Genomic DNA, 19,523 nt, shown 5'->3' with positions numbered 1-19,523 from the left:
CAGACTAAAGAGTTCAAACAGGCCTTTCAGACCAGCCTGCCAAAACAGCATTCCGCGTCAGCCTCCTGTAGAGCGGTTGGCCGAATCTGCCCGCAGAGATTTTCTGTACTGCTGACCTTGACGGGGGTATAGTTTTCCGTGTATCCGTCATATACATGCTTGGCGGTTTCACGCTCAAAAAGAACGTTTTCCGTGCGGCCGAGCTGCTCCTGAAAAAAGGCTTCCTTGGTTTTCTGCGTCAGTGCGATCATCTGGCGGCTGCGCTCTTCTTTGACGCGCTGCGTCACCTGGCCGGGCGCATCGTTGGCTTTGGTGCCGGGGCGGCGTGAGTAGGCAAATACATGGACTTTGGCAAAGCGGATTTCTTCGGCAAAGGCAAGCGATTCCACAAATTCCGCTTCGGTTTCCCCGGGAAATCCCACCATAATATCTGTGGTGATGGCGGCGTTTGGAAATGCCGCGCGCAAATTGCGGACAATGGTGCGGTATTCGTCGGCTGTATAGTGGCGGTTCATGCGCTTTAACGTCGCGTCACAGCCGCTTTGCAGGGAGAGATGAAACTGCGGGCAGAGCTTCTTTTGCCGTGCCAGACGGGCAATGACGGGCTCGCTGAGCTGCTCCGGTTCCAGAGAGCCGAGACGTACCCGCGCAATTCCTTCCGGTTCGCAGGCGGCTTCCACCGCGTCGCAGAGGTGAAGGCCGAGCTCCTGCCCATAGGCGGAGAGGTTGATGCCGGTCAGTACGACCTCCCGGTAGCCGTTTGCCGCGATGTCCGCAACCTCCTGCTTCAGTTCTTCCAGCGGTTTGGAACGGACCCGGCCCCGCGCGTAGGGAATGATGCAATAGGAGCAGAAGCGGTTGCAGCCGTCCTCTATTTTGATGAAGGCGCGGGTGCGCTCATAAAAGCGGTCGACGTGCATGCTTTCAAACGCGGCGGTCTTTTCATGCGGAACGATGTCCACAATGCGCTGACGGGAGGAGAGATATTGCAGAATATCCGGCAAAAGGGAGCGCCGATTGGAGTTGCCCAAAACAATATCCGCGTCGGTCAGCTGTTCCGCCAACTCGGGAAAGGCCTGCGGCATACAGCCGGTAAGCACAATCACAGCGTTGGGATTGGCCCGCCGGGCGCGATGTAGCGTCTGGCGCACCTTTTGGTCGCTGGTTGCGGTGACAGTACAGGAATTGATCAGTACCACATCGCTTTCCGCGGACGTTTCGCATGCGGAAAAACCCGCGGAAACCAGTTGTTCCAGCATGGCCTGCGATTCATATTGGTTGACTTTACAGCCGAGAGTGAGTACGCTAACTTTCATTTTGAAGCTCCTGTATGTAATAAAATTTACAAATAATGTATTGACCCGGTCTTTTTCCTGCGCTATGATTATAAAATAAGAAACGAAAAGAGATGGAGGTAATGGCATTGTGTAAGACACAGATTATGCTGACAAGCATTGAAGAAGTGAAGAAGTTTGTATCGCTGACGAATCAGTTTCCCTTTGGGATCCATCTGACAACGGACAAATATAAAATTGATGCAAAATCCATTATGGGCGTCTTCAGCCTGGATTTATCAAAACCGATTCAAATTGAAGTGGACAGCGACGCGCCGGAAGTGCAGGATTTCCTGCAACAGGTAGCGGTGTTCCAAAGGGCGTCATAAAAGGGATGAAAGAAGGAAAAGCTCAGCCGATTGGCTGGGCTTTTATTGTTGCTGCGTTTCCTGTTCCTCCAGCTTTTCGCTGAGCGCGCTCCAGTCCAGGAAAAGCGTTTCGTTTTCTTCCTTCAGTGTTTCCAATGCCTGTGCCAGCTCCAACGTCGCCTGATAGTCGCTGGCAACCTCCGGCTTGCAGAGCTCTGCCTCCGTCTCAGCGATCTTTTCTTCTGTTTCTGCGATGCGTGATTCCAGACGCTTGAGCGCCGCACGATCCTTGCGGATGGCGGCTTCGCGCTCTTTGCGCAGCTTATAGGCGTTTTCCTTGGGGACGGCGGACTGTGCTTTTTCCACAGCCGCCGCCTTCGTTTTTTCCAGATAGTAATCGTAGTTGCCAGCGTATTCTGTTGCACCGTTCTCATCCAGATAATAGATGCGGTTCGCAATCTTGTTGATGAGGTAACGGTCGTGAGAAACGATGAACAGGGTGCCTTCATAGCTTTGCAGGGCGTTTTCCAGCGCCTCGCACGAGCCGATGTCCAAATGGTTGGTCGGTTCGTCCAGCAGGAGGAAATTGTCGCGGGAGAGCATCAGGCGCAGCAGCAAAACGCGCGCACGCTCGCCGCCGGACAGGGCGGACACGCTTTTAAACACATCTTCCCCTTTAAAGAGAAAGACCGCCAACGCACTGCGGACTTCCGTCTGTGTCATGCGGGGATAGGAGTCCCAGATTTCGTCCAGCACAGTCTTTTCCGGATGAAGCCCTTCCTGAATCTGATCATAATACCCGGTGTCGATCCCCGCACCGAAGCGGACCTCTCCGCCAGAAGGGCTGTAAATGCCCAACAGGCTTTTTAAAAAGGAAGTTTTGCCGCAGCCGTTCGGCCCGATCAGGAAGATGCGCTCGCCGCGTTTGACGTGCATACTGACGTTGCGGAACAGCGCCTTTCCATCAAAGCCCAGCGCCAGGTGATCGACCGTCAGGACGTCGTTGCCGCCCCGCTGGTTGATGCCAAAGTCAAAGTCGATAGTTTCCACCTTGTCGTCCGGGCGCTCCAGCGTGCTTTCCAATCGCTCGATCATTTTCATTTTGCTTTCCGCGGTCTTGATGCTTTTTTCGCGGTTCCACTGCCGCTGCTGGGCCACAATGCCTTCAATGCGGTGGATTTCCCTTGTGGTGTTGTCATACTTGCGCTGTAGGGCGAGGTTGTTTTCTTCCTTTTGCTGTAAGTAGTTTGTATAGTTGCCCTTGTACAGGGTAAGCTTGTGGTTTTCCATCTCGAAAGTGCGGTTGGTGATGCGGTCCAGAAAATACCGGTCATGGGAAATGACGATAAAGGAACCGCTGTAGGAGCGGAGGAAGTCCTCCAGCCATTCGACGGAGGCGATGTCCAGATGGTTGGTCGGCTCGTCCAGCAGCAGCAGGTTTGCACCGCAGAGCAGCATTTTGGCAAGCTGTAACTTTGCCTTCTGTCCGCCGCTCAACACGCCGATGGGCATGCTCATCTGTTGATCGTCGAAGCCGAGGCCCAGCAGGGTGGAACGCGCCCGCGCCCGGCAGGTGAGCCCGCCGGAGTGAACGAATTGATCGTTCAGCAGTGCCTGGCGTTCGATCAGCTCGTCGGAAGGATGTACCTGCAATTGCAGATTGATTGCGTCCAATTCTTTTTCAATGGACAGCAGGTCTGCAAAGACCGTCAGCACCTCGCTGTATGCGCTGCGCTCCAAATCGCGGCAGACGTGCTGTTCCATATATCCCAGGACGGTAGCATTCGCTTTATAGACGTCGCCTTCATCGGCGGTTTCCTCGCCGGTCAGAATGCGGAACAGCGTGGTTTTGCCGGAACCGTTTACACCCACCAGGCCGATCCGGTCACCCTCCTGTATTTCAAAGGAAGCGGCGCGGAACACCAGGTCCGTGCCGTATGATTTATGAAGATTGCTTGCGCTCAGCAAGGCCATTGGGATTCTCCTTTGTAGAAACCACTGGCGCTGCCGTGCGCAGTGGCTGTCATATAAAATAGGGAGCCCTTGTTTTGATTGTAACATAGAGCGAAATGTGTTTTTCCGCTTTTCTAAAAAGCGGCGGGATCAAAGGGCAGAGCCCTTTGCCGTTCTCCGCAGAGAACGGAATTCTCTTCCTGAGAAGAGCGAGTGGGAACGAGTGATATGGTTCTTTACGAACCTTTTATACGACCGGATGGACTTCCGGGGCCGTTGCAGAATACAAACTGCAACAACCCCTACCATTATAAAGAATTTGCGGAATGAAATCAAGACCGGGGTTATCCGGTCGCAGATACGGAAAATTGCTGGCAATATAAAAGAGTGCCTATGTCGTCCAAAACATAGACACTCAGTGATCTTTCATTCCCAAAATCCATTCTACAGGAACATTCAATACCTTTGAAAATGCAGGCAATTCGTAGTCAGGGATAAAGCGTGTGCCAATTTCCACTCGGCTGATGCTGTCACGCTCAATATTGATGCCCTCAATTTGCATTTGAGCCGCAAGTTCAGCCTGGGACAGTTTTAATTTTAATCTGGCTTCTCTGATACGGTCGCCAGATATATTTTTACGCCCATTGTAATCATAAATTTTCACAATAACACCTATCCTATATGTTAAAGATGCTTATTTTTCTTGACTTTAACATAAAAAAGCAGTATTCTTGTGTTAAAGATCAGAAACGCGGAAATTTTGCTCATGTATGGAAAGTACACAGGCAAAATAGAACACAAGATAGGAGCTGTAAACAATGGTCAAATCAACGGGCGTAATCAGAAAAGTAGACGAATTGGGACGTGTGGTACTCCCGGTCGAAGTAAGACATGTATTAGGCATTGAAGAAACAAGTGGTTTGGAGATTCTGGTAGACGAGGAGAACGAACAGGTTATCTTGCGAAAGGCAACCAGAATATGCTTGAAATGCAGGTCGACAGAGAATCTGAAAAAAGTTGTATCGGGTTATTATCTTTGCGATAATTGTATTGCAGAGTTGAAATGAAAATAGGAATAGACAAAGATGTAAATGTGAAAAGGGAACACCTCCTGCACTGTTTTAAGATGCGGGAGGTGTTTTTTGCAATCTTGGCAAAATGAAACGGCGGAACTTAAACAGTACCCAAATGCTGCTTCAGGAGTTCAATATTTTTCTGCTCGCCCTGGATATATTCTTCCGCCAGTTTTTTGGCGCCCGCGTCGGCTTCATCCAGCTGGTTCAGCTTTTTGGTCATGTCGATGATGCCCATGGTGGTGCCGCTGATCATCATTTCCGCAATATGCGTGGGGGAGGAGTCGACCAGCGTATTCATCTGTACGGAGCCCCAAAGCATGGCTTTTTTCATGGCGGGTTCCGCGTCCGGCGTTTCGCCCTGCTTTGCCAGCATTTTTTCAGTTTTTACCGCCAGCCCCTTGTATTTCTGTGCCTGCCGCTCAATTTCTCCGCGCAGGGATTCATCGGTTACTTTGGGGAGGACCAGCTTGGTTGCCTCCATGCCCATGGCGGATGCCTCATAGATTTCCTTTAATAGCTGTGTATTCTGATTGGTGACCATCCTTGTTACCGCCTTTCTGTTTTTATTGCGCCCATGGTTTATAGAAAATCCCGAGATAGCCACGCGCAACAAAAAATGGACTGCTGTGGTTTTCCTGTCGTTCCACGCGGAGGTTTCTTCGGAATCAACTATTTTTTATTGCATTAAGAAAATCGTGAGATTTTTCACTTCTAAACGCAACAAAAAATGGTCTGCTGTGGTTTTTCTGTCGTTCTGCGCGGAGGTTTCTTCGGAATCAACTATTTTTTATTTTTAGTATGCACGGGAATCCCCTTGAATAAACTGGATTTTTCATTCATTCGATGATATAATAAACAAATCAACGCTGGACGGGGTTCAGCAAACAAAAAGGAGTGCTGCGCATATGCAGGTGGGGATTTCCACAGCTTGCCTATATCCCATGGAACTGGAGCAGTCGCTTTCCACGCTGCTTTCCATGGATTTTCGCCTGTTTGAAGTGTTTTTAAATACGTTTTCAGAGCTTTCACCGGTTTATTTGAAGGAATTAAAAAAGCACGCGGACGCATACGGCGCCCGGATTAAATCGGTCCATCCGTTTACCTCCGGATACGAAGGCTTTTTATTGTTTTCGGAGTATGAGCGCAGGTTCCGCGACAGTCTGGAATTTTATAAGCAGTATTTTGAAGCCGCAAATCTGCTGGGGGCGGAAATTGTGGTGCTGCACGGACAAAGAGACTACCAATACAGCAAATTGACAAAGGAAGCCTATTTTGAACGCTACGCGGCTTTATATGCCTTGGGGAAAAGCTACGGCGTGACTCTGGCGCAGGAAAACGTCAACCAGTTCCGCAGTGAAACGCCCGCGTTTATCTCTCAGATGCGTTCCTATCTGAAGGATACCTGTGCGTTTGTATGCGATATCAAGCAGGCGGTCCGTGCGGGGCAGGACCCTTATGCCGTCTGTGCCGCAATGGGCGAACGCCTGATCCATATCCATATCAATGACAACACGCCGCAGTCGGATTGTCTGCTGCCGGGGTCCGGTACAATGGATTACGACCGTTTTCGCAGATTGATCGCGGACTTTGGCTATCAGGGGGACCTGATCATAGAGGTTTACCGGAGTAATTTTAAAAATTTGCAGGAGGTTTGTATGGCGAGGTCGGTCGTAGAACGTCTGATTTAGGTTTTTCTTGAACTTTTCGATCTAAAAAGCTTGAATAAACCGTTACAAATATGTTACAATTAGCCTAAAGAATCCAACGCTATAGTAGAGGGGTAATGCATGTGAAATGCCCATATTGCGGTTATGAAGAGAGCAAGGTGATCGATTCCCGTCCCACAGACGAAGGGGAGCGCATTCGGCGGCGCAGAGAGTGCCTGAAATGTGCAAAACGGTTTACCACGTATGAAGTGATTGAAACAGTTCCTTTGATTGTGATTAAAAAAGATAAATCCCGTGAGAGCTTTGACCGCAATAAGCTGATGAACGGTTTGCTGCGCGCCTGCGAGAAGCGCCCGGTTTCCGTTGCCATGCTGGAGCGGGTGGTGGATGAGATTGAGGGGAGCATGCAGAATTCCCTCGACAGAGAGGTTCCCTCTCACGAGATTGGCAGGCTTGCGATGGAAAAGCTGAAAGAGCTGGATGAAGTGGCGTATGTACGGTTTGCATCCGTGTATCGGGAGTTTAAGGATATTGCAACATTCAAAGAGGAACTGGACCGGATCATGAAATCCAGGTCTTTAAAGTAAAAAAGCAAGGACAGCGGGATGGTTCCCGCTGTCCTTTTTGTATGGGATGATAGAAACGGCTGCTGTGTTTATAACAAACACAACAGCCGTTTTGGTCTTTTATAAAATATTCTGCAAAGTAGGCAGTTCTGTTTCACGCAGGCTGGCAATTTGTGCGGATGCGCGCGCCCGTTCGGCGGAGAACTCGTCCAGAGCGCCGTGCCGCAGCAATGGCGCCAATGTGGACAGGGACATATCGAGCGATTCCAACCGCGTATGGGGGATGTACGTACACATAATCTGATGGGAATCCCTCCAATCGGATTCCGCCTGTTCGCTCAACTGAATGGCGGTTGCGATATCGCCGCTTTCCACAGCTGCCTGTGCCTGTTCCAGGGCTTCGCTCAAATGCGTGGAGTGGTTAAGCGTCGTGTTAATTCCCAGCCAGCAAAGCGTCAGGGTAACCACCAGAATGATAGCAGAGGCCCAAAGCCGTTTCATTGGATTCCCCTCCTTATATTTCCTTTGGGATAATATTATAGTCGCCCTTTGTGTTGGCGGTCATAATGAATACATCTTCTAATCGTACGTTTTTTGCATGCAGAATGCCCTTTATCCACTCCGGCGTTTTGTTGCAGAGCTTTGTGGCAAATTCCGAAATGACGCCGTCGCTGACAACGACCGTTTCGATACCGGTGTTCGGCAGGGCTACGCCCATCATACCTGCGGTGGGCGTCTCTTTATCCGGCTTTTTGATGACGCTGAGCTTTCCGTTTGTCTCGATGATCGCGTACGCGACGTCCTCCAGGCTGAACACGCTTTTTTCGCGCAGCTGTTCGCCGAGGTCTTCGGTGGACATACGCAGCCGTTTCATTTCCGCCTGGATCAGCTTACCGTCGCTGATGACGACAATGGGACGCCCGCAGACCATCCTGCGGAATTTGGGGATTTTCAGCATTAAAACGGAAACCAGGATTTCGCACATGACCAGCACCGCGATGGGAATAAAACCGCTCACCAGAGGCTGTCCGGTATCCTGCATCGGAATCGCCGCAATGTCGGAAATCAGCAGGGTGACCACCAGCTCGCTGGTTTGCAGTTCGCTGATCTGCCGCTTGCCCATCAGCCTGACTGCTACAATAATCACTATGTATAGCAGCAGGGTTCTGATTAAAGAGATTGCCATACGTTAATGCCACCATTCTGTTTAGATTTTTACTCCGCATACACAGGCAGCGGAGGTGATTTTTTTATTTGCATCTGGAAACAGTATGGACGGTTACCAGCGGTTTATTCTGTTTTCAGCCGAAATTCCGGGAAGAGGATTGCAAAGAAAGCGTGTATAATTGCCGGGCAGATTGTCAAAATTAACCGTGATGAGGTGATAGCAATGATGGCAGCATCCTTGAAAGAGAATTTAAACTATTTTGATACACAGTTTGACGGCAGCGCCGATTTTGTGATGCGTAAATTTGAAATTACCGGTACAGACGCCGCCCTGCTGACGCTGGAAGGCATGGTCAATAAACAGGTCATCGCACAGGGCATTATGAATCCCATACTGAACGGTACAATTCTGGAACAGGACCCTGTAAAAAAATTTGACTACATCTGCAACAATACCCTGGCCACGGTGGACCAAACGGCGGTGGACACATACGATGCGGCGATGCAGAAGCTGATGAACGGGTTTGCACTTCTGGCGATCGACGGCTGTATCCGCATGATGGCGTTCAGCGTACAGGGCTTTTCCTTCCGCGGCATTTCCGAGCCGCAGAACGAAGTGACTCAGCGCGGCTCCCGCGAGGGATTTGTGGAGCCTTTTCTGATCAATATGTCGATGATCCGGCGCAGAATGCATACGCCGAAGCTCAAATTTGAGCTGTTTACCATAGGGAAAGAAAGCAAAACAAACATTTGCATCTGCTATTTGCGGGACACGGTTTCTCCGGAGGTGCTCAACCGCGTCAAAAAACGGATCAAAGATGTACAGATGGAAACGGTGCTGGCCGCCGGTTATATTTCACACCAGATGGTGCGGCGCAGCAGTCATTTTATTTTTACCGGCGTCGGCCTTTCAGAGCGGCCGGACACGGTCTGCGGAAAGATCGCGGAAGGACGCGTCGCTGTCATTGTGGACGGTACGCCGAACGTACTGGTTGTGCCGCATCTCTTTGTAGAGAATTTCCAAAGCTTTGACGACTATGCGTTTCGCCCGTTTTACGCCACATTCAGCCGTTGGTTAAAATTCTTTTCCTTCTTCCTGGCGGTTTTTCTGCCGGGCTTTTATGTGTCTGCCACAACCTTCCATCCGGAGCTTATGCCGGAAGCGCTGATGCTGAAAATCGCGCAGGCAGAGGCGACCACACCTTTTCCCGTTATGCTGGAAGCGATTATCATACATTTTCTGTATGAGATCATGCGTGAGGCGGGCCTGCGGGTTCCACAGCCGCTGAGCAACGCGGTCAGTATCGTCGGCGCGCTGGTCATTGGAGAAACGGCCGTCAACTCCGGTCTGGTGGGTGCGCCGACGCTGATGGTTATCGCATTGACAGCAACCGCCTCCTATGTCACACCCAACATGTACGGCCCGATTGCCATCATGCGCTTTGCCTTTATTGTTGTGGGCGGTACGCTGGGTTTTTGGGGATTGGCGCTGGGCTTAATGGTCATGATCATCAACATTTGCAGCGAGATGGTGTATCAGATTCCCTTCAGCGCGCCGCTGTCGCCCTTCAATCTGAAAAGTATGCGCGATGTGCTGGTCCGGGCAAGCTGGCGGGTGCTTTCCAAGGATGTGGAGCTGGTGCAGAATATGCCGGGCTCGGATATCAAAAATGCGGATCAAAAAGGAAATGAATTATGACGCAAAGAAAATATTGTATCAGTGCCGGACAGCTTTTTTCCATTCTGTTTGTCAACAGAAGCGTCATCATGCTGACGTTTAACACCCTCTTGGGCGGCGGCAGCAATTTGATGGACAATATCCTGTCGGCAGCGCTTGCGTTGGGTATTAATTTTATCGCCATTCTCCCGTTGTATTTCTTGCATCGGCGCAACCGGACGGAAAACGTTTTGGACCTGTCCGAAAAGCTGTTGGGAAAGCCGGGCATGCTTGTCTTTGTGCTCTTATACGGCTTGTATTTTATGGCAATTGACAGCTATTATCTGTCGTTCTTTCAGCTGTTTCTTAACAATGTGATGGAACCCTTAATGCCGGTCTGGCTGATTGCGTTTGCCATTGTGGCCGTGATCTGCTATACGGCGTACCAGGGAATTGAAGCGGTGGCGCGTACCGCCGGATTTGTTCTGGTCATTATGGTGATCGGCATTGTGTGGATCGGTGTGGCACTTCTGCCCAAGATACAGATGATCAATTATGAGCCGCTGCTTTATAACGGGCCGGAGCAGATGCTGACCGGTACCGCTCTGTTTTTGGCCCGCAGTACCGGCTTTGCCACAATGGCGCTGCTGCTGCCGCGCGTCCATGGAAAGAAAAAACACGGTTTTGTCGCATGGAATGTGGGAATCTACAGCCTGATTTCTTTTTTAATCCTGGGAATGGTTGGTGTGGGCGGAAGCTATTTGAAGAACCAGCTGTTTCCGGTATACACGGCTGCCGCTCTGGCGGACGCCGGCATTCTGGAACGGCTGGACGTTGTTTTCATCACCATCTGGGCGGCAGGGTTGATCATTCAGATGTCTACAGACGCCTATCTGTTCATGCTCTGTGCCCGGAAAGCGACCAATAAGATGGCGAGCCGGGTTGTGCTGCCGTTTGGTGCGATCGCGGTTGCGGTTCTGTCGGTATTGACAACGAAGTCCCTGCCGCTGCAGCGCCTGTTTTACGGCGTGCCGCTGCTCTTCATCCTGACGTGCTGTGTGGCGGTTTTGTTTCCCGGTGTCCTGCTGGTGGTTGACATTGTCAAAAGGAAAAAGCTTTCAGGGAAGGATGCAAAGGTATGAAAAAAAGATTTTGTGCAGTCTGTCTTTTTATCTGCCTGCTGTGCAGCTTTCTGCTGCAGGGCTGTCATTATCAGGTGCAGCTGAGCCAGCGCCTTTTGATCCAGGGGGTGGGAATCGACTATGAAAACGATTCCTATAAGGCGACGATGCAGGTGAGCCAGGTGGGGGAAAAGGATGACGACACCGTGGCGGTCTTGCAGGGAGAGGGGAAATCTGCGATGGACGCGATGAATGCGGTCACCCTTTCAACAGGCAAAAAGCCGCTGTACAGCCACAGCCTGCTGTTGGTGCTGGGAAAATCGTGTGCCCAGCGGGGGCTGAGCGATACGGTTGATTTTTTTATCCGCTATCCGGAGGCGCATCCCACTGTCAATGTCCTGATGGCGAACGGCACAGCGGAAGGTGTCCTGAATACCAAAAAAGAAGACGGAAAATATGTGCAGGCGCGTGAAATCGCAGAGGTCGCCAAAGCGGGCAAATACAACGGAAAAACCGTCAACGCGGAGATGCTGGACGTGATCAACCAGCTTCGCGGCGAAGGTTCGTCGCCGTATCTGCCTGTTGTACAGAAACAGGAAAAGGAGATCATGGCGGCGGGTACAGCCGTATTCCAAGGGGATAAGCTGAAAACCCAGCTCGACGAAAAGGAGACGCGCGGCTTTCTGCTGCTGACAGGGAGACTGGAAGGCGGTACGGAAGTCCTTAGTGTGCCGGAAATCGGCAAAGTGACCTTCGAGTTGGAAAAAGCGGACGCCAAAATAGAACCCGTCACGGACGGGGATCCGCTCCGTTTTGATATTTCCATTCAATGCGGCGCGAGCATCGCCGCAGCGGATATGGTCAGCGGAAAAAAGCTGGACTTTCAAATGTATCAGAACCTGGAAAAGCTTTTGGGACAGCGCTTAAAACAGGAATGCGAGGAAGCGATTATTACCGGCATCAAAAAGAACAGCAGCGATATTTTTAACTTTGGCCGTCATGTGTATCAGAGCGACCCGGAGTACTGGAGAATGCATGGAGAAAACTGGAAGCAGGAGATGGCGAACGCAAAATTTACCGTGACAGTGGAGGCAAAGCTGCGGCGCGGCGGGCAGGAGATCACCGGTTTGGAAAGCGGCAGCAGATAAAAAGACGGCAGGAAATTTCCTGCCGTCTTTTTTATTTTCTATTTTTCGTTTTGCTCCTGCAATAGATCGCGAATCTCCGTCAGCAGCACTTCTTCTTTGCTGGGAACCGGCTCTGCCTTGGGCGGTTCTTCCTTCTTCTTGTGGAATCGGTTGATAAACTTTACCATCAGGAAGACGGAAAACGCAATCAGGATGAAGTCCAATACGGTTTGCAAAAAGCTGCCGTATGCCAGCACGATGGGCGCGGTGCCAGAAACCGGCATTGTAAAAGCCAGATCGGACAGATTGACCTTTCCGGTGATCAGGGAAAGTGCCGGCATGATGATGCTGTCCACCAAAGAGGTGACAATTTTACTGAATGCGCCGCCGACCACAACGCCGACCGCCATATCCATCACATTGCCGCGCACTGCGAATTCTTTAAATTCTTTCAACATCTTTTTCATTTGCCAGAAACCTCCTGTTTTGTCTCGGCGGCCAGCTTTTCACGGGCGACCGCGAGCATCAGTTTGATACGGTTTTCCTGGTTGACCCGGGTGGCACTGGGATCGTAGTCAATGGGAACGATGTTGGAATTGGGTGCAACCTTTTTGATGCGGTGGACCATCCCCTTTCCGCAGATGTGGTTGGGCAGGCAGCCAAACGGCTGCGCACAGACGATGTTTTCAAAGCCAGACTCCGCCAGCTCCAGCATTTCCGCCGTGAGGAGCCAACCTTCTCCCATCTTGTCCCCGTAGCCAATCACGCCTTTAACAAGGCTCTTAATGTGCTTATAGGTGGCGGGCGGAGCAAATTTGGGCTCGGTTTTGACGGCCCGGATCAGGATATCCTGCATCTTGGTGACGTAGTCCATCAGGGTTTTGACCACCATGTACTTGGCTTTGCTGCCGCCGTACAGCTTGATGTCCTCCAGGCGATTGTCCACCTTGAACTGGACAAAGCTCATCAGGCCGGGTACGTTGACTTCACAGTTCTGCTCCGCCAGGAAGTCCTCCAGATGGTTATTGGCGAACGCCGCATATTTTACATAGATTTCCCCGACGACGCCGACCTTGACCTTCGGCACCTTTTGCATGGGAATGGAGGCAAAGTCCTTTACAATCTGGAACAGATTGGCTTCCTCGCTCTTCAGGCCCATGCCCTTACCCTGGCGGAACTGTGCGCAGAGGTCTTTGGTCCATTTCTGCACCATGCGTTCGCTTGCGCCCGGTTCCAGCTCATACGGCTTGACCTGGTTGTTCAACAGCATCAGCGCGTCTCCGTAGACGACCGCCGCCGCCATCTTGCGAATCATCGGCAGCGTGATGGAAAATCCGGGATTGCTTTCCAATCCGGATAGGTTCAGGGAGATAACCGGAATCTGGTCCAGTCCCGCTTTGTGCAGCGCCTTGCGCAGCAAATGGATGTAATTGCTGGCGCGGCAGCCCCCACCGGTCTGGGTGATGATCAGGGCGGTGCGGTCCAGGTCGTATTTCCCACTGTGCAACGCGTCGATGAACTGCCCAATGACCAGTAAGGCGGGGTAACAGGTATCGTTATGGACATATTTCAGGCCTTCTGTCACAATATTGGGGCCGCTGGTGGTCAGCAGTTCCACATTGTAGCCGCAGTTGCGGAATACGTCCACAAACAGCTCAAAATGAATGGGAAGCATCATCGGGCAGAGGATGGTGTATTCCTTTTTCATCTCTTTGGTAAAGAGAAGGCGGCCGGTTTTATCAAATTGCAATTCTGCCATATCGTATCTTCCTTTCGGATCAGGCACAGGCCCGATCACAGCCGGGAACCTCCCGGTTAACCCTCCAGAGCGGCAAACAGGCTGCGCAGCCGGATTTTGACCGCACCGAGGTTGGTAATTTCGTCTATCTTAATCTGTGTGTAAATCTTGTCATGTTTTTCGAGGATACTGCGTACCTCATCGGTTGTGATGGCGTCCACGCCGCAGCCAAACGAGACGAGCTGCACCAGGTTCATGTCCTTCTGTGTGCCGATGAATTCCGCGGCGGCGTACAGGCGGGAGTGATATGTCCACTGGTTCAACACGCCCACACGGAACTTCTTCACGTTGGGGCTGATGACGTCTTCGGAGATGACCGCCGCACCCAGGCTGGTGATCAACTTGTCGATGCCGTGGTTGATCTCCGGGTCCAGATGGTAGGGGCGCCCACTGAGCACAATAATCGGCTTGTTTTGCTTGCGGGCTTCCTCAATCATCTCGTTGCCCTTCTGGCGGATCTGCTTCATAAATGCATCGTAGGCGTCGTAAGCGGCCTTTGCCGCCTGTTTGACCTCCGCCAAAGGGATGCCGTCAAAATACTGTTCCAGAATGGCATGCATTTTGACAGGGAAATCGCGCTTACGGTGGATGCCCACATAATCGTGAATGAAATGCAGGCCGTGCAGCTCGCTGGTATTTGCCGCGATGACCTCCGGATAGTAGGCCACGACCGGGCAATTGTAATGGTTATCGCCCAGCTTTTCATCAAAGTTATAAGACATGCAGGGGTAAAAGATATTTTGAATCCCCTGCTCGATCAGCGCATCGACATGGCCATGCATCAGCTTGGCCGGGAAGCATACCGTGTCGCTGGGAATACTGGCCTGCCCCTTGATATACAATTCCCGCGAGGAGAGGGGAGAGGTCACCACTTCAAACCCGAGCTGCGTGAAGAAGGTGTACCAGAACGGCAGGAGCTCATACAGATTCAGGCCCATCGGCAGGCCGATTTTGCCGCGCGGTCCCGGCTTCGGCTGATAGGAGCGGAGAAGTTGCAGCTTATAGGCGTACATGTTCTGTTCGCTTTGACTGGAACGCTTTGTGACCGGCTTTTCACAGCGGTTGCCGCCGATGAAACGCCGGTTGCCGCCAAAGATGTTGATGGTCAGGCGGCAGTTGTTGTTGCACAGGCCGCAGGAGGTGACCTTGACCTCGTGCTTGAAGTGTTCCAGCTCAGACAGGGGGAGCAGGGTACTGGAGTCGCCCGCCTTTTTCGCGGCGTAAAGTGCCGCGCCGTAGGCGCCCATCAGACCGGAGATGTCCGGCCGCACTACATTGACGCCCAGTTCCTTTTCAAAAACGCGCAGGACCGCGTTATTCAGGAAAGTACCGCCCTGCACGACGATGTTTTTGCCCAGTTCGGAGGCGGAGGACGCACGGATAACCTTATAAATCGCATTTTTTACAACGCTGACAGAAAGGCCCGCGGAGATGTCCTCCATAGTCGCACCGTCCTTCTGTGCCTGCTTGACGGAGGAGTTCATAAATACCGTGCAGCGGGAACCGAGGTCCACCGGATGTTTGGCAAACAGGCCCAGCCTGGCAAATTCCTCAATGCTGTATCCCAGTGTGTTGGCAAACGTCTGCAAAAAGGAGCCGCAGCCGGAGGAGCAGGCTTCGTTCAAAAAGATATTGTCCACCGCGCCGTTGTGGATTTTAAAGCATTTCATGTCCTGCCCGCCGATGTCAATGACAAAATCCACATCGGGAAGAAAATGTTTGGCGGCGGTAAAATGCGCCACCGTCTCAACAATGCCGAAGTCGATGCCAAAGGCGTTCTTCAGGAGCTCTTCGCCGTAGCCGGTTACAGCCGAGGAACGAATTTGAATGTCCGGATGCTCTTTGTAAAGCCCCAGTAAATATTCTCTGATGATTGGCACCGGATTACCGGAGTTGCTTTGATAAGTGGAGTCCAGCACCTCGCCGCCGGGACCCATCAAAACGGTTTTTACCGTGGTGGAGCCTGCGTCAACGCCGAGGTAGGCAGGGCCTTTGTAGGTGTTGAGGTTGCCGCGTTTAGCGCGGCAGCTTTCGTGCCGTTTTTGAAACGCGTCGAACTCTTCCTGATTGTTAAAGAGCGGATCTATGGACAGGAACGCGGCTTTTGTCCCATAAGAGGCCACGTTTTTTAAAGCGGTGTCGATGTCGACAGAGGTATCGCTGCTGAAAGCCGCGCCCAGCGCGACAAAGTACAAGGAATTTTCCGGGCAAATCCCCTTTACGTGCAGCGCCGTGTCGAACGCCTGGCGTAACTGCGGGAGGAACGTCAGCGGGCCGCCCAGGTATACGACATTCCCGGCAATTTTACGGCCTTGTGCCAGACCGGCGATGGTCTGATTGGCGACAGCGGCGAAGATACTGGCGGAAATATCGCTCTTGCGCGCACCCTGGTTGAGCAACGGCTGAATATCGGACTTTGCGAACACACCGCAGCGGGAAGCAATGGTATAGATCTTTTCATACTGTTCCGCAAGCTGATCCATTTCATTTGGAGAAATGTCCAGAAGCGTTGCCATTTGGTCGATGAAAGCGCCCGTGCCGCCGGCGCAGGTGCCGTTCATGCGAACCTCCATGCCGCCGGAAAGGAACAAAATTTTCGCGTCTTCACCGCCAAGCTCAATGATGACGTCCGCATCCGGGATGAGCTTGCCAATGGCGACGCGTGTGGCATACACTTCCTGCATAAAGGGGAGGTCGCATGTTTCCGCAACGCCCATTCCGGCGGAACCGGATATGGTGATCTGTGCGTCCGCACCGTGCATGACCTCGTCCCGTATCTTTGTCAGGAGTTCTGAAATTTTCTGCGTAATCTGCGAGAGATGACGCTCGTACGATTTGTAGATGATCTGATTCTGGTCGTCGAGCACCACACACTTGATCGTGGTGGAGCCGACGTCTAACCCGACTTTCAAAATGACACCCTCTCTTAGCCCAGCGGCGTTGATTGACCATTCATGTATATGCACCAAGTGCGCCTTCTAAGTAGTTTACAATGTTAATTATTAAATCGCTGATACATTATTTTACGAAAAAGGGAGGGAAATGTCAAGAGATGTTCTGTTAATTCCGGTACTCCAATATCTGGTGTCGAAGTTTGGGGGAGCGGGTTGTAAAATAGGTGGAAGAATGATAGAATGGGAAAAATACAAAGAGGTGGTACGTTTGGATATCAATCAGTTTCGCGATACAGTCCAGCTCAGTAAATTGGGCGGCATCGTACAGATCAGCAATATGATCGATTTGGATCAGTCCAGTTTGGATGAGATTGGAGAAATGATCGCGCTGGCCAACCAGATCCGCAATTACCCGAAGGAGTACTGCGAATCCTGCCGGGGGAAAATCATGGCAACCTTGTTCTATGAGCCGTCCACCCGTACGAAGATGTCTTTTCAGACGGCGATGCTCCGGCTGGGCGGGGAAGTGATCGGCTTTGACAACCCGCAGAGCTCTTCCGTAAGCAAGGGAGAGAGTTTAAAAGACACGGTTACCGTCGTCAGCGGCTACGCGGATATATTGGTGGTTCGGCATCCGCTGGAGGGAGCGGCAGAGGCGGCGGCCATGTACTCGCGCTCGCCGGTGATCAACGCCGGAGACGGCGGGCATTTGCACCCCACACAGACGTTGACCGATCTGGTAACCTTATATAATGAAAAAGGACGTTTGGATCATCTCTGCATCGGCCTGTGCGGGGACCTGAAATATGGGCGCACCGTCCATTCCCTGATCAAGACCATGACGCGCTACCGGGGGAATTCCTTTGTGCTGATTTCCACGCCGGAACTGGCGCTGCCCAACTATGTCAAAGACATTATGCATGCGGCGGGCTGCAAGTTCGTCGAGGTGCCCAGCCTGAGCGAGGCGATGCCGATGCTGGATGTGCTGTACATGACGCGCATTCAAAAGGAGCGCTTTGCCAGCGAGGCGCAGTATGAGGCACAAAAGGGCGTTTATGTGCTGGATAAAGAAAAGCTGAACATGGGCAAACGGGATTTAAAAGTGCTGCATCCGCTGCCGCGTGTTGATGAGATTACGCCGGATGTCGACGAGGATCCGCGCGCCGCTTATTTTAAACAGACGGTTTATGGGATGTATGCCCGTATGGCGCTCATTTTCAGCATGCTGATGAATCCCCAGTATAAGCGGAAAAAACCGCCGGTCCGGGACAGCCATCCGGCAAAATGTTCCAATCCCAAATGCATCACCCAAACGGAAACGTATCTGCCAAAGCTCTTTTTTGCATCCGGCGATATGCTGGAATGTAAGTACTGCGACGGAAGGACGTTAATTTAAATGCAAATTCTGGTTTTGTACGGTTCTCCGCATGCGGACGGACATACCGCCCGGTTGCTGCATGCCTTTTTGGAACCGTTTGACGGCGCGCCCGTGGATTTTGTGGATGCGTATGCGGAACAAATCGCGCCCTGTACCGCCTGCGGCTATTGCAAAAAGAAGGAAGGCTGCTCCAATCCCGACTTTGACAGAATCGATGCGTATATCCGGCGGGCCGACCTGCTGGTTGTCGCGAGTCCGGTGTACAATCTTACCTTTCCCGCGCCGCTCAAGGCGATGGTGGACCGCACCCAGCGCTATTTTGAGGCACGGTTTTCCCTGGGGAAGAAGCCGCCGATTGAAAAGCCGAAGCACGCGGTACTGCTGGCCGCCTGCGGCAGTGGCGACGGAGCAGAAATCATGGAGCGGCAGCTCAAGATGATCTTTTCCGTGATGAATACCCGTCTGCTGCATACGGTTGTCTGGAGTGGGACGGACCGGGCAACAGAGCGGGAAGCAGCGGATGCTTTGGAGCGCGCGAAAGGCGCGGCCCTTGCCATTAAGAGAGAAATGTGCTATGATAAAACGTAATGTAAACTTACAAATTTTGATCATATCCGGAATCAGAGCGGATTAACGGCCCCGGTCCGGAGACTTTAACATGCAGGAGGATTTTATATGTCAGGCCATTCTAAGTGGAACAACATTAAAAGGAAAAAGGAAAAGACCGACGGCGCAAAAGCGAAGGTTTTCACCAAAATCGGCCGTGAATTGGCAGTTGCTGTAAAAGAGGGCGGCGGTCCGGATCCGGCTTCCAACTCCAAGTTGAAGGACTGTATTGCAAAGGCAAAAGCGGCAAACGTACCGAACGAAAATATCGACCGTATCATCAAAAAGGCAGCGGGCGAAGGCGACGATACCAAATATGAAAACATAACCTATGAAGGGTACGGCCCGAACGGCATCGCCGTAATCGTGGAGGCCCTAACGGACAACCGCAACCGTACGGCAGGCGATGTGCGCCACTATTTTGACAAGTTTGGCGGCAATTTGGGAACCACAGGCTGCGTTTCCTTTATGTTCTCTCAAAAGGGTGTTATCGTGATCGAAAAAGAGGGGCTGGAAGAGGACAAGGTCATGGAGGACTGCCTGGAGGCGGGTGCTTCGGATTTTCAGGCCGACGAGGATGTATTTGAGGTATATACCGAGCCGGAGGACTTCAGCGGCGTCCTGGACGACCTGACGCAAAAGGGCTATGAATTCGTTTCCGCCGAGGTGGAAATGGTTCCGAGCACCTATACCGCTTTGACAGAAGAAGAGTCCATCATTAAGATGCGGAAGCTTTTGGATGCACTGGAAGACAACGACGATGTGCAGAATGTTTGGCATAACTGGGAAAATGCGGATGAGGATGACGATGAATAAAACGGATTTTTTTCAGCAACAATAAGGATAGTTCCTTACCAAACATTGATAAAGC

The 19,523-nt window shown here is 51.8% G+C and carries 19 protein-coding genes; 10 read left to right on the top strand and 9 right to left on the bottom strand.

Annotated elements, in window-relative coordinates; all coding sequences use genetic code 11:
* Positions 1-26: 26 nt before the first annotated feature.
* Entirely contained in the window at positions 27-1,316 is a 1,290-nt protein-coding gene (gene mtaB, locus BN2106_RS09900) for a tRNA (N(6)-L-threonylcarbamoyladenosine(37)-C(2))-methylthiotransferase MtaB (protein WP_050698371.1), read from the bottom strand.
* Between the two features lie 101 nt (positions 1,317-1,417).
* Between mtaB and BN2106_RS09895 the strand changes: the two genes are divergently transcribed.
* Positions 1,418-1,663, top strand: a complete 246-nt coding sequence (locus tag BN2106_RS09895; protein ID WP_050698370.1) for an HPr family phosphocarrier protein — start codon at positions 1,418-1,420, stop codon at positions 1,661-1,663.
* Positions 1,664-1,705: 42 nt separating this feature from the next.
* Here BN2106_RS09895 and abc-f read toward each other — a convergent pair whose 3' ends face one another.
* Together abc-f and BN2106_RS09885 are read right to left on the bottom strand one after the other, a co-directional pair.
* Positions 1,706-3,616, bottom strand: coding sequence for a ribosomal protection-like ABC-F family protein (abc-f, locus tag BN2106_RS09890; RefSeq protein WP_050698369.1), 1,911 nt, complete (start codon positions 3,614-3,616; stop codon positions 1,706-1,708).
* 394 nt (positions 3,617-4,010) lie between these two features.
* A complete protein-coding gene (locus BN2106_RS09885; protein WP_050698368.1) occupies positions 4,011-4,259 on the bottom strand; it encodes a helix-turn-helix domain-containing protein in 249 nt (82 codons plus the stop codon).
* Positions 4,260-4,413: 154 nt separating this feature from the next.
* On the opposite strand from BN2106_RS09885, the gene BN2106_RS09880 reads away from it, so the two are divergent.
* Entirely contained in the window at positions 4,414-4,662 is a 249-nt protein-coding gene (locus BN2106_RS09880) for an AbrB/MazE/SpoVT family DNA-binding domain-containing protein (protein ID WP_050698367.1), read from the top strand.
* Between the two features lie 106 nt (positions 4,663-4,768).
* Here the strand turns inward: BN2106_RS09880 and BN2106_RS09875 are convergent, their stop codons facing one another.
* On the bottom strand, positions 4,769-5,212 hold the full coding sequence (locus tag BN2106_RS09875) for a hypothetical protein (RefSeq protein ID WP_050698366.1): 444 nt from the start codon (positions 5,210-5,212) through the stop codon (positions 4,769-4,771).
* Positions 5,213-5,576: 364 nt separating this feature from the next.
* Between BN2106_RS09875 and BN2106_RS09870 the strand changes: the two genes are divergently transcribed.
* Together BN2106_RS09870 and nrdR are read left to right on the top strand one after the other, a co-directional pair.
* The gene (locus tag BN2106_RS09870) at positions 5,577-6,359 is read left to right on the top strand and encodes a sugar phosphate isomerase/epimerase family protein (RefSeq protein WP_050698365.1); all 783 of its coding nucleotides are present in this window, start codon (positions 5,577-5,579) and stop codon (positions 6,357-6,359) included.
* Between the two features lie 101 nt (positions 6,360-6,460).
* The gene (nrdR, locus tag BN2106_RS09865; RefSeq protein WP_050698500.1) at positions 6,461-6,925 is read left to right on the top strand and encodes a transcriptional regulator NrdR; all 465 of its coding nucleotides are present in this window, start codon (positions 6,461-6,463) and stop codon (positions 6,923-6,925) included.
* Between the two features lie 99 nt (positions 6,926-7,024).
* Here the strand turns inward: nrdR and BN2106_RS09860 are convergent, their stop codons facing one another.
* On the bottom strand, positions 7,025-7,405 hold the full coding sequence (locus tag BN2106_RS09860) for a DUF4363 family protein (protein WP_050698364.1): 381 nt from the start codon (positions 7,403-7,405) through the stop codon (positions 7,025-7,027).
* A gap of 13 nt (positions 7,406-7,418) precedes the next feature.
* Positions 7,419-8,090, bottom strand: coding sequence for a DUF421 domain-containing protein (locus tag BN2106_RS09855; protein WP_050698363.1), 672 nt, complete (start codon positions 8,088-8,090; stop codon positions 7,419-7,421).
* A 204-nt stretch (positions 8,091-8,294) separates the two neighbouring features.
* Here BN2106_RS09855 and BN2106_RS09850 point away from each other — a divergent pair, with 204 nt between their 5' ends.
* Genes BN2106_RS09850 through BN2106_RS09840 form a run of 3 tightly spaced genes read left to right on the top strand, consistent with a single transcriptional unit; the run spans position 8,295 to position 11,997 of the window.
* Positions 8,295-9,770, top strand: coding sequence for a spore germination protein (locus tag BN2106_RS09850; RefSeq protein WP_195891820.1), 1,476 nt, complete (start codon positions 8,295-8,297; stop codon positions 9,768-9,770).
* The gene (locus tag BN2106_RS09845; protein ID WP_050698361.1) at positions 9,767-10,870 is read left to right on the top strand and encodes a GerAB/ArcD/ProY family transporter; all 1,104 of its coding nucleotides are present in this window, start codon (positions 9,767-9,769) and stop codon (positions 10,868-10,870) included. Before BN2106_RS09850 ends, BN2106_RS09845 begins: the two co-directional genes overlap by 4 nt.
* Positions 10,867-11,997 carry a Ger(x)C family spore germination protein gene (locus BN2106_RS09840; RefSeq protein ID WP_050698360.1) on the top strand — a complete coding sequence of 377 codons (1,131 nt, stop codon included), beginning with the start codon at positions 10,867-10,869 and terminating at the stop codon, positions 11,995-11,997. Before BN2106_RS09845 ends, BN2106_RS09840 begins: the two co-directional genes overlap by 4 nt.
* 38 nt (positions 11,998-12,035) lie before the next feature.
* On the opposite strand, the gene mscL is transcribed toward BN2106_RS09840, so the two are convergent.
* From mscL to BN2106_RS09825, 3 genes are read right to left on the bottom strand one after another with little or no spacing between them, the layout of a single operon-like run.
* Positions 12,036-12,443 carry a large-conductance mechanosensitive channel protein MscL gene (gene mscL, locus BN2106_RS09835; RefSeq protein WP_050698359.1) on the bottom strand — a complete coding sequence of 136 codons (408 nt, stop codon included), beginning with the start codon at positions 12,441-12,443 and terminating at the stop codon, positions 12,036-12,038.
* Entirely contained in the window at positions 12,440-13,735 is a 1,296-nt protein-coding gene (locus BN2106_RS09830) for a 2-hydroxyacyl-CoA dehydratase (RefSeq protein ID WP_050698358.1), read from the bottom strand. The genes mscL and BN2106_RS09830 overlap by 4 nt, the downstream gene beginning before the upstream one ends.
* A 56-nt stretch (positions 13,736-13,791) precedes the next feature.
* The gene (locus BN2106_RS09825) at positions 13,792-16,686 is read right to left on the bottom strand and encodes an acyl-CoA dehydratase activase (protein ID WP_074017482.1); all 2,895 of its coding nucleotides are present in this window, start codon (positions 16,684-16,686) and stop codon (positions 13,792-13,794) included.
* Between the two features lie 319 nt (positions 16,687-17,005).
* On the opposite strand from BN2106_RS09825, the gene pyrB reads away from it, so the two are divergent.
* From pyrB to BN2106_RS09810, 3 genes are all read left to right on the top strand, one after another.
* Positions 17,006-18,064 carry an aspartate carbamoyltransferase gene (gene pyrB / locus BN2106_RS09820; RefSeq protein ID WP_050698498.1) on the top strand — a complete coding sequence of 353 codons (1,059 nt, stop codon included), beginning with the start codon at positions 17,006-17,008 and terminating at the stop codon, positions 18,062-18,064.
* On the top strand, positions 18,065-18,634 hold the full coding sequence (locus tag BN2106_RS09815; RefSeq protein ID WP_050698357.1) for a flavodoxin family protein: 570 nt from the start codon (positions 18,065-18,067) through the stop codon (positions 18,632-18,634).
* Positions 18,635-18,721: 87 nt separating this feature from the next.
* Positions 18,722-19,468 carry a YebC/PmpR family DNA-binding transcriptional regulator gene (locus tag BN2106_RS09810; protein ID WP_050698356.1) on the top strand — a complete coding sequence of 249 codons (747 nt, stop codon included), beginning with the start codon at positions 18,722-18,724 and terminating at the stop codon, positions 19,466-19,468.
* Positions 19,469-19,523: the final 55 nt, after the last annotated feature.

The sequence above is a fragment of the Anaeromassilibacillus senegalensis genome (assembly GCF_001261775.1).
Lineage (GTDB): Bacteria > Bacillota > Clostridia > Oscillospirales > Acutalibacteraceae > Anaeromassilibacillus > Anaeromassilibacillus senegalensis.
This window is presented reverse-complemented; position numbering and strand designations above follow the sequence as displayed.

Bases quoted from the DNA above. Each gene is read 5' to 3' on its own strand.
- BN2106_RS09875 (WP_050698366.1), bottom strand. From the start codon at position 5,212: ATGGTCACCAATCAGAATACACAGCTATTAAAGGAAATCTATGAGGCA.
- BN2106_RS09855 (WP_050698363.1), bottom strand. From the start codon at position 8,090: ATGGCAATCTCTTTAATCAGAACCCTGCTGCTATACATAGTGATTATT.
- BN2106_RS09850 (WP_195891820.1), top strand. From the start codon at position 8,295: ATGATGGCAGCATCCTTGAAAGAGAATTTAAACTATTTTGATACACAG.
- BN2106_RS09845 (WP_050698361.1), top strand. From the start codon at position 9,767: ATGACGCAAAGAAAATATTGTATCAGTGCCGGACAGCTTTTTTCCATT.
- BN2106_RS09815 (WP_050698357.1), top strand. From the start codon at position 18,065: ATGCAAATTCTGGTTTTGTACGGTTCTCCGCATGCGGACGGACATACC.
- BN2106_RS09840 (WP_050698360.1), top strand. From the start codon at position 10,867: ATGAAAAAAAGATTTTGTGCAGTCTGTCTTTTTATCTGCCTGCTGTGC.
- BN2106_RS09880 (WP_050698367.1), top strand. From the start codon at position 4,414: ATGGTCAAATCAACGGGCGTAATCAGAAAAGTAGACGAATTGGGACGT.
- mscL (WP_050698359.1), bottom strand. From the start codon at position 12,443: ATGAAAAAGATGTTGAAAGAATTTAAAGAATTCGCAGTGCGCGGCAAT.
- mtaB (WP_050698371.1), bottom strand. From the start codon at position 1,316: ATGAAAGTTAGCGTACTCACTCTCGGCTGTAAAGTCAACCAATATGAA.
- BN2106_RS09870 (WP_050698365.1), top strand. From the start codon at position 5,577: ATGCAGGTGGGGATTTCCACAGCTTGCCTATATCCCATGGAACTGGAG.
- abc-f (WP_050698369.1), bottom strand. From the start codon at position 3,616: ATGGCCTTGCTGAGCGCAAGCAATCTTCATAAATCATACGGCACGGAC.
- BN2106_RS09895 (WP_050698370.1), top strand. From the start codon at position 1,418: ATGGCATTGTGTAAGACACAGATTATGCTGACAAGCATTGAAGAAGTG.
- BN2106_RS09860 (WP_050698364.1), bottom strand. From the start codon at position 7,405: ATGAAACGGCTTTGGGCCTCTGCTATCATTCTGGTGGTTACCCTGACG.
- pyrB (WP_050698498.1), top strand. From the start codon at position 17,006: ATGATCGATTTGGATCAGTCCAGTTTGGATGAGATTGGAGAAATGATC.
- BN2106_RS09830 (WP_050698358.1), bottom strand. From the start codon at position 13,735: ATGGCAGAATTGCAATTTGATAAAACCGGCCGCCTTCTCTTTACCAAA.
- BN2106_RS09810 (WP_050698356.1), top strand. From the start codon at position 18,722: ATGTCAGGCCATTCTAAGTGGAACAACATTAAAAGGAAAAAGGAAAAG.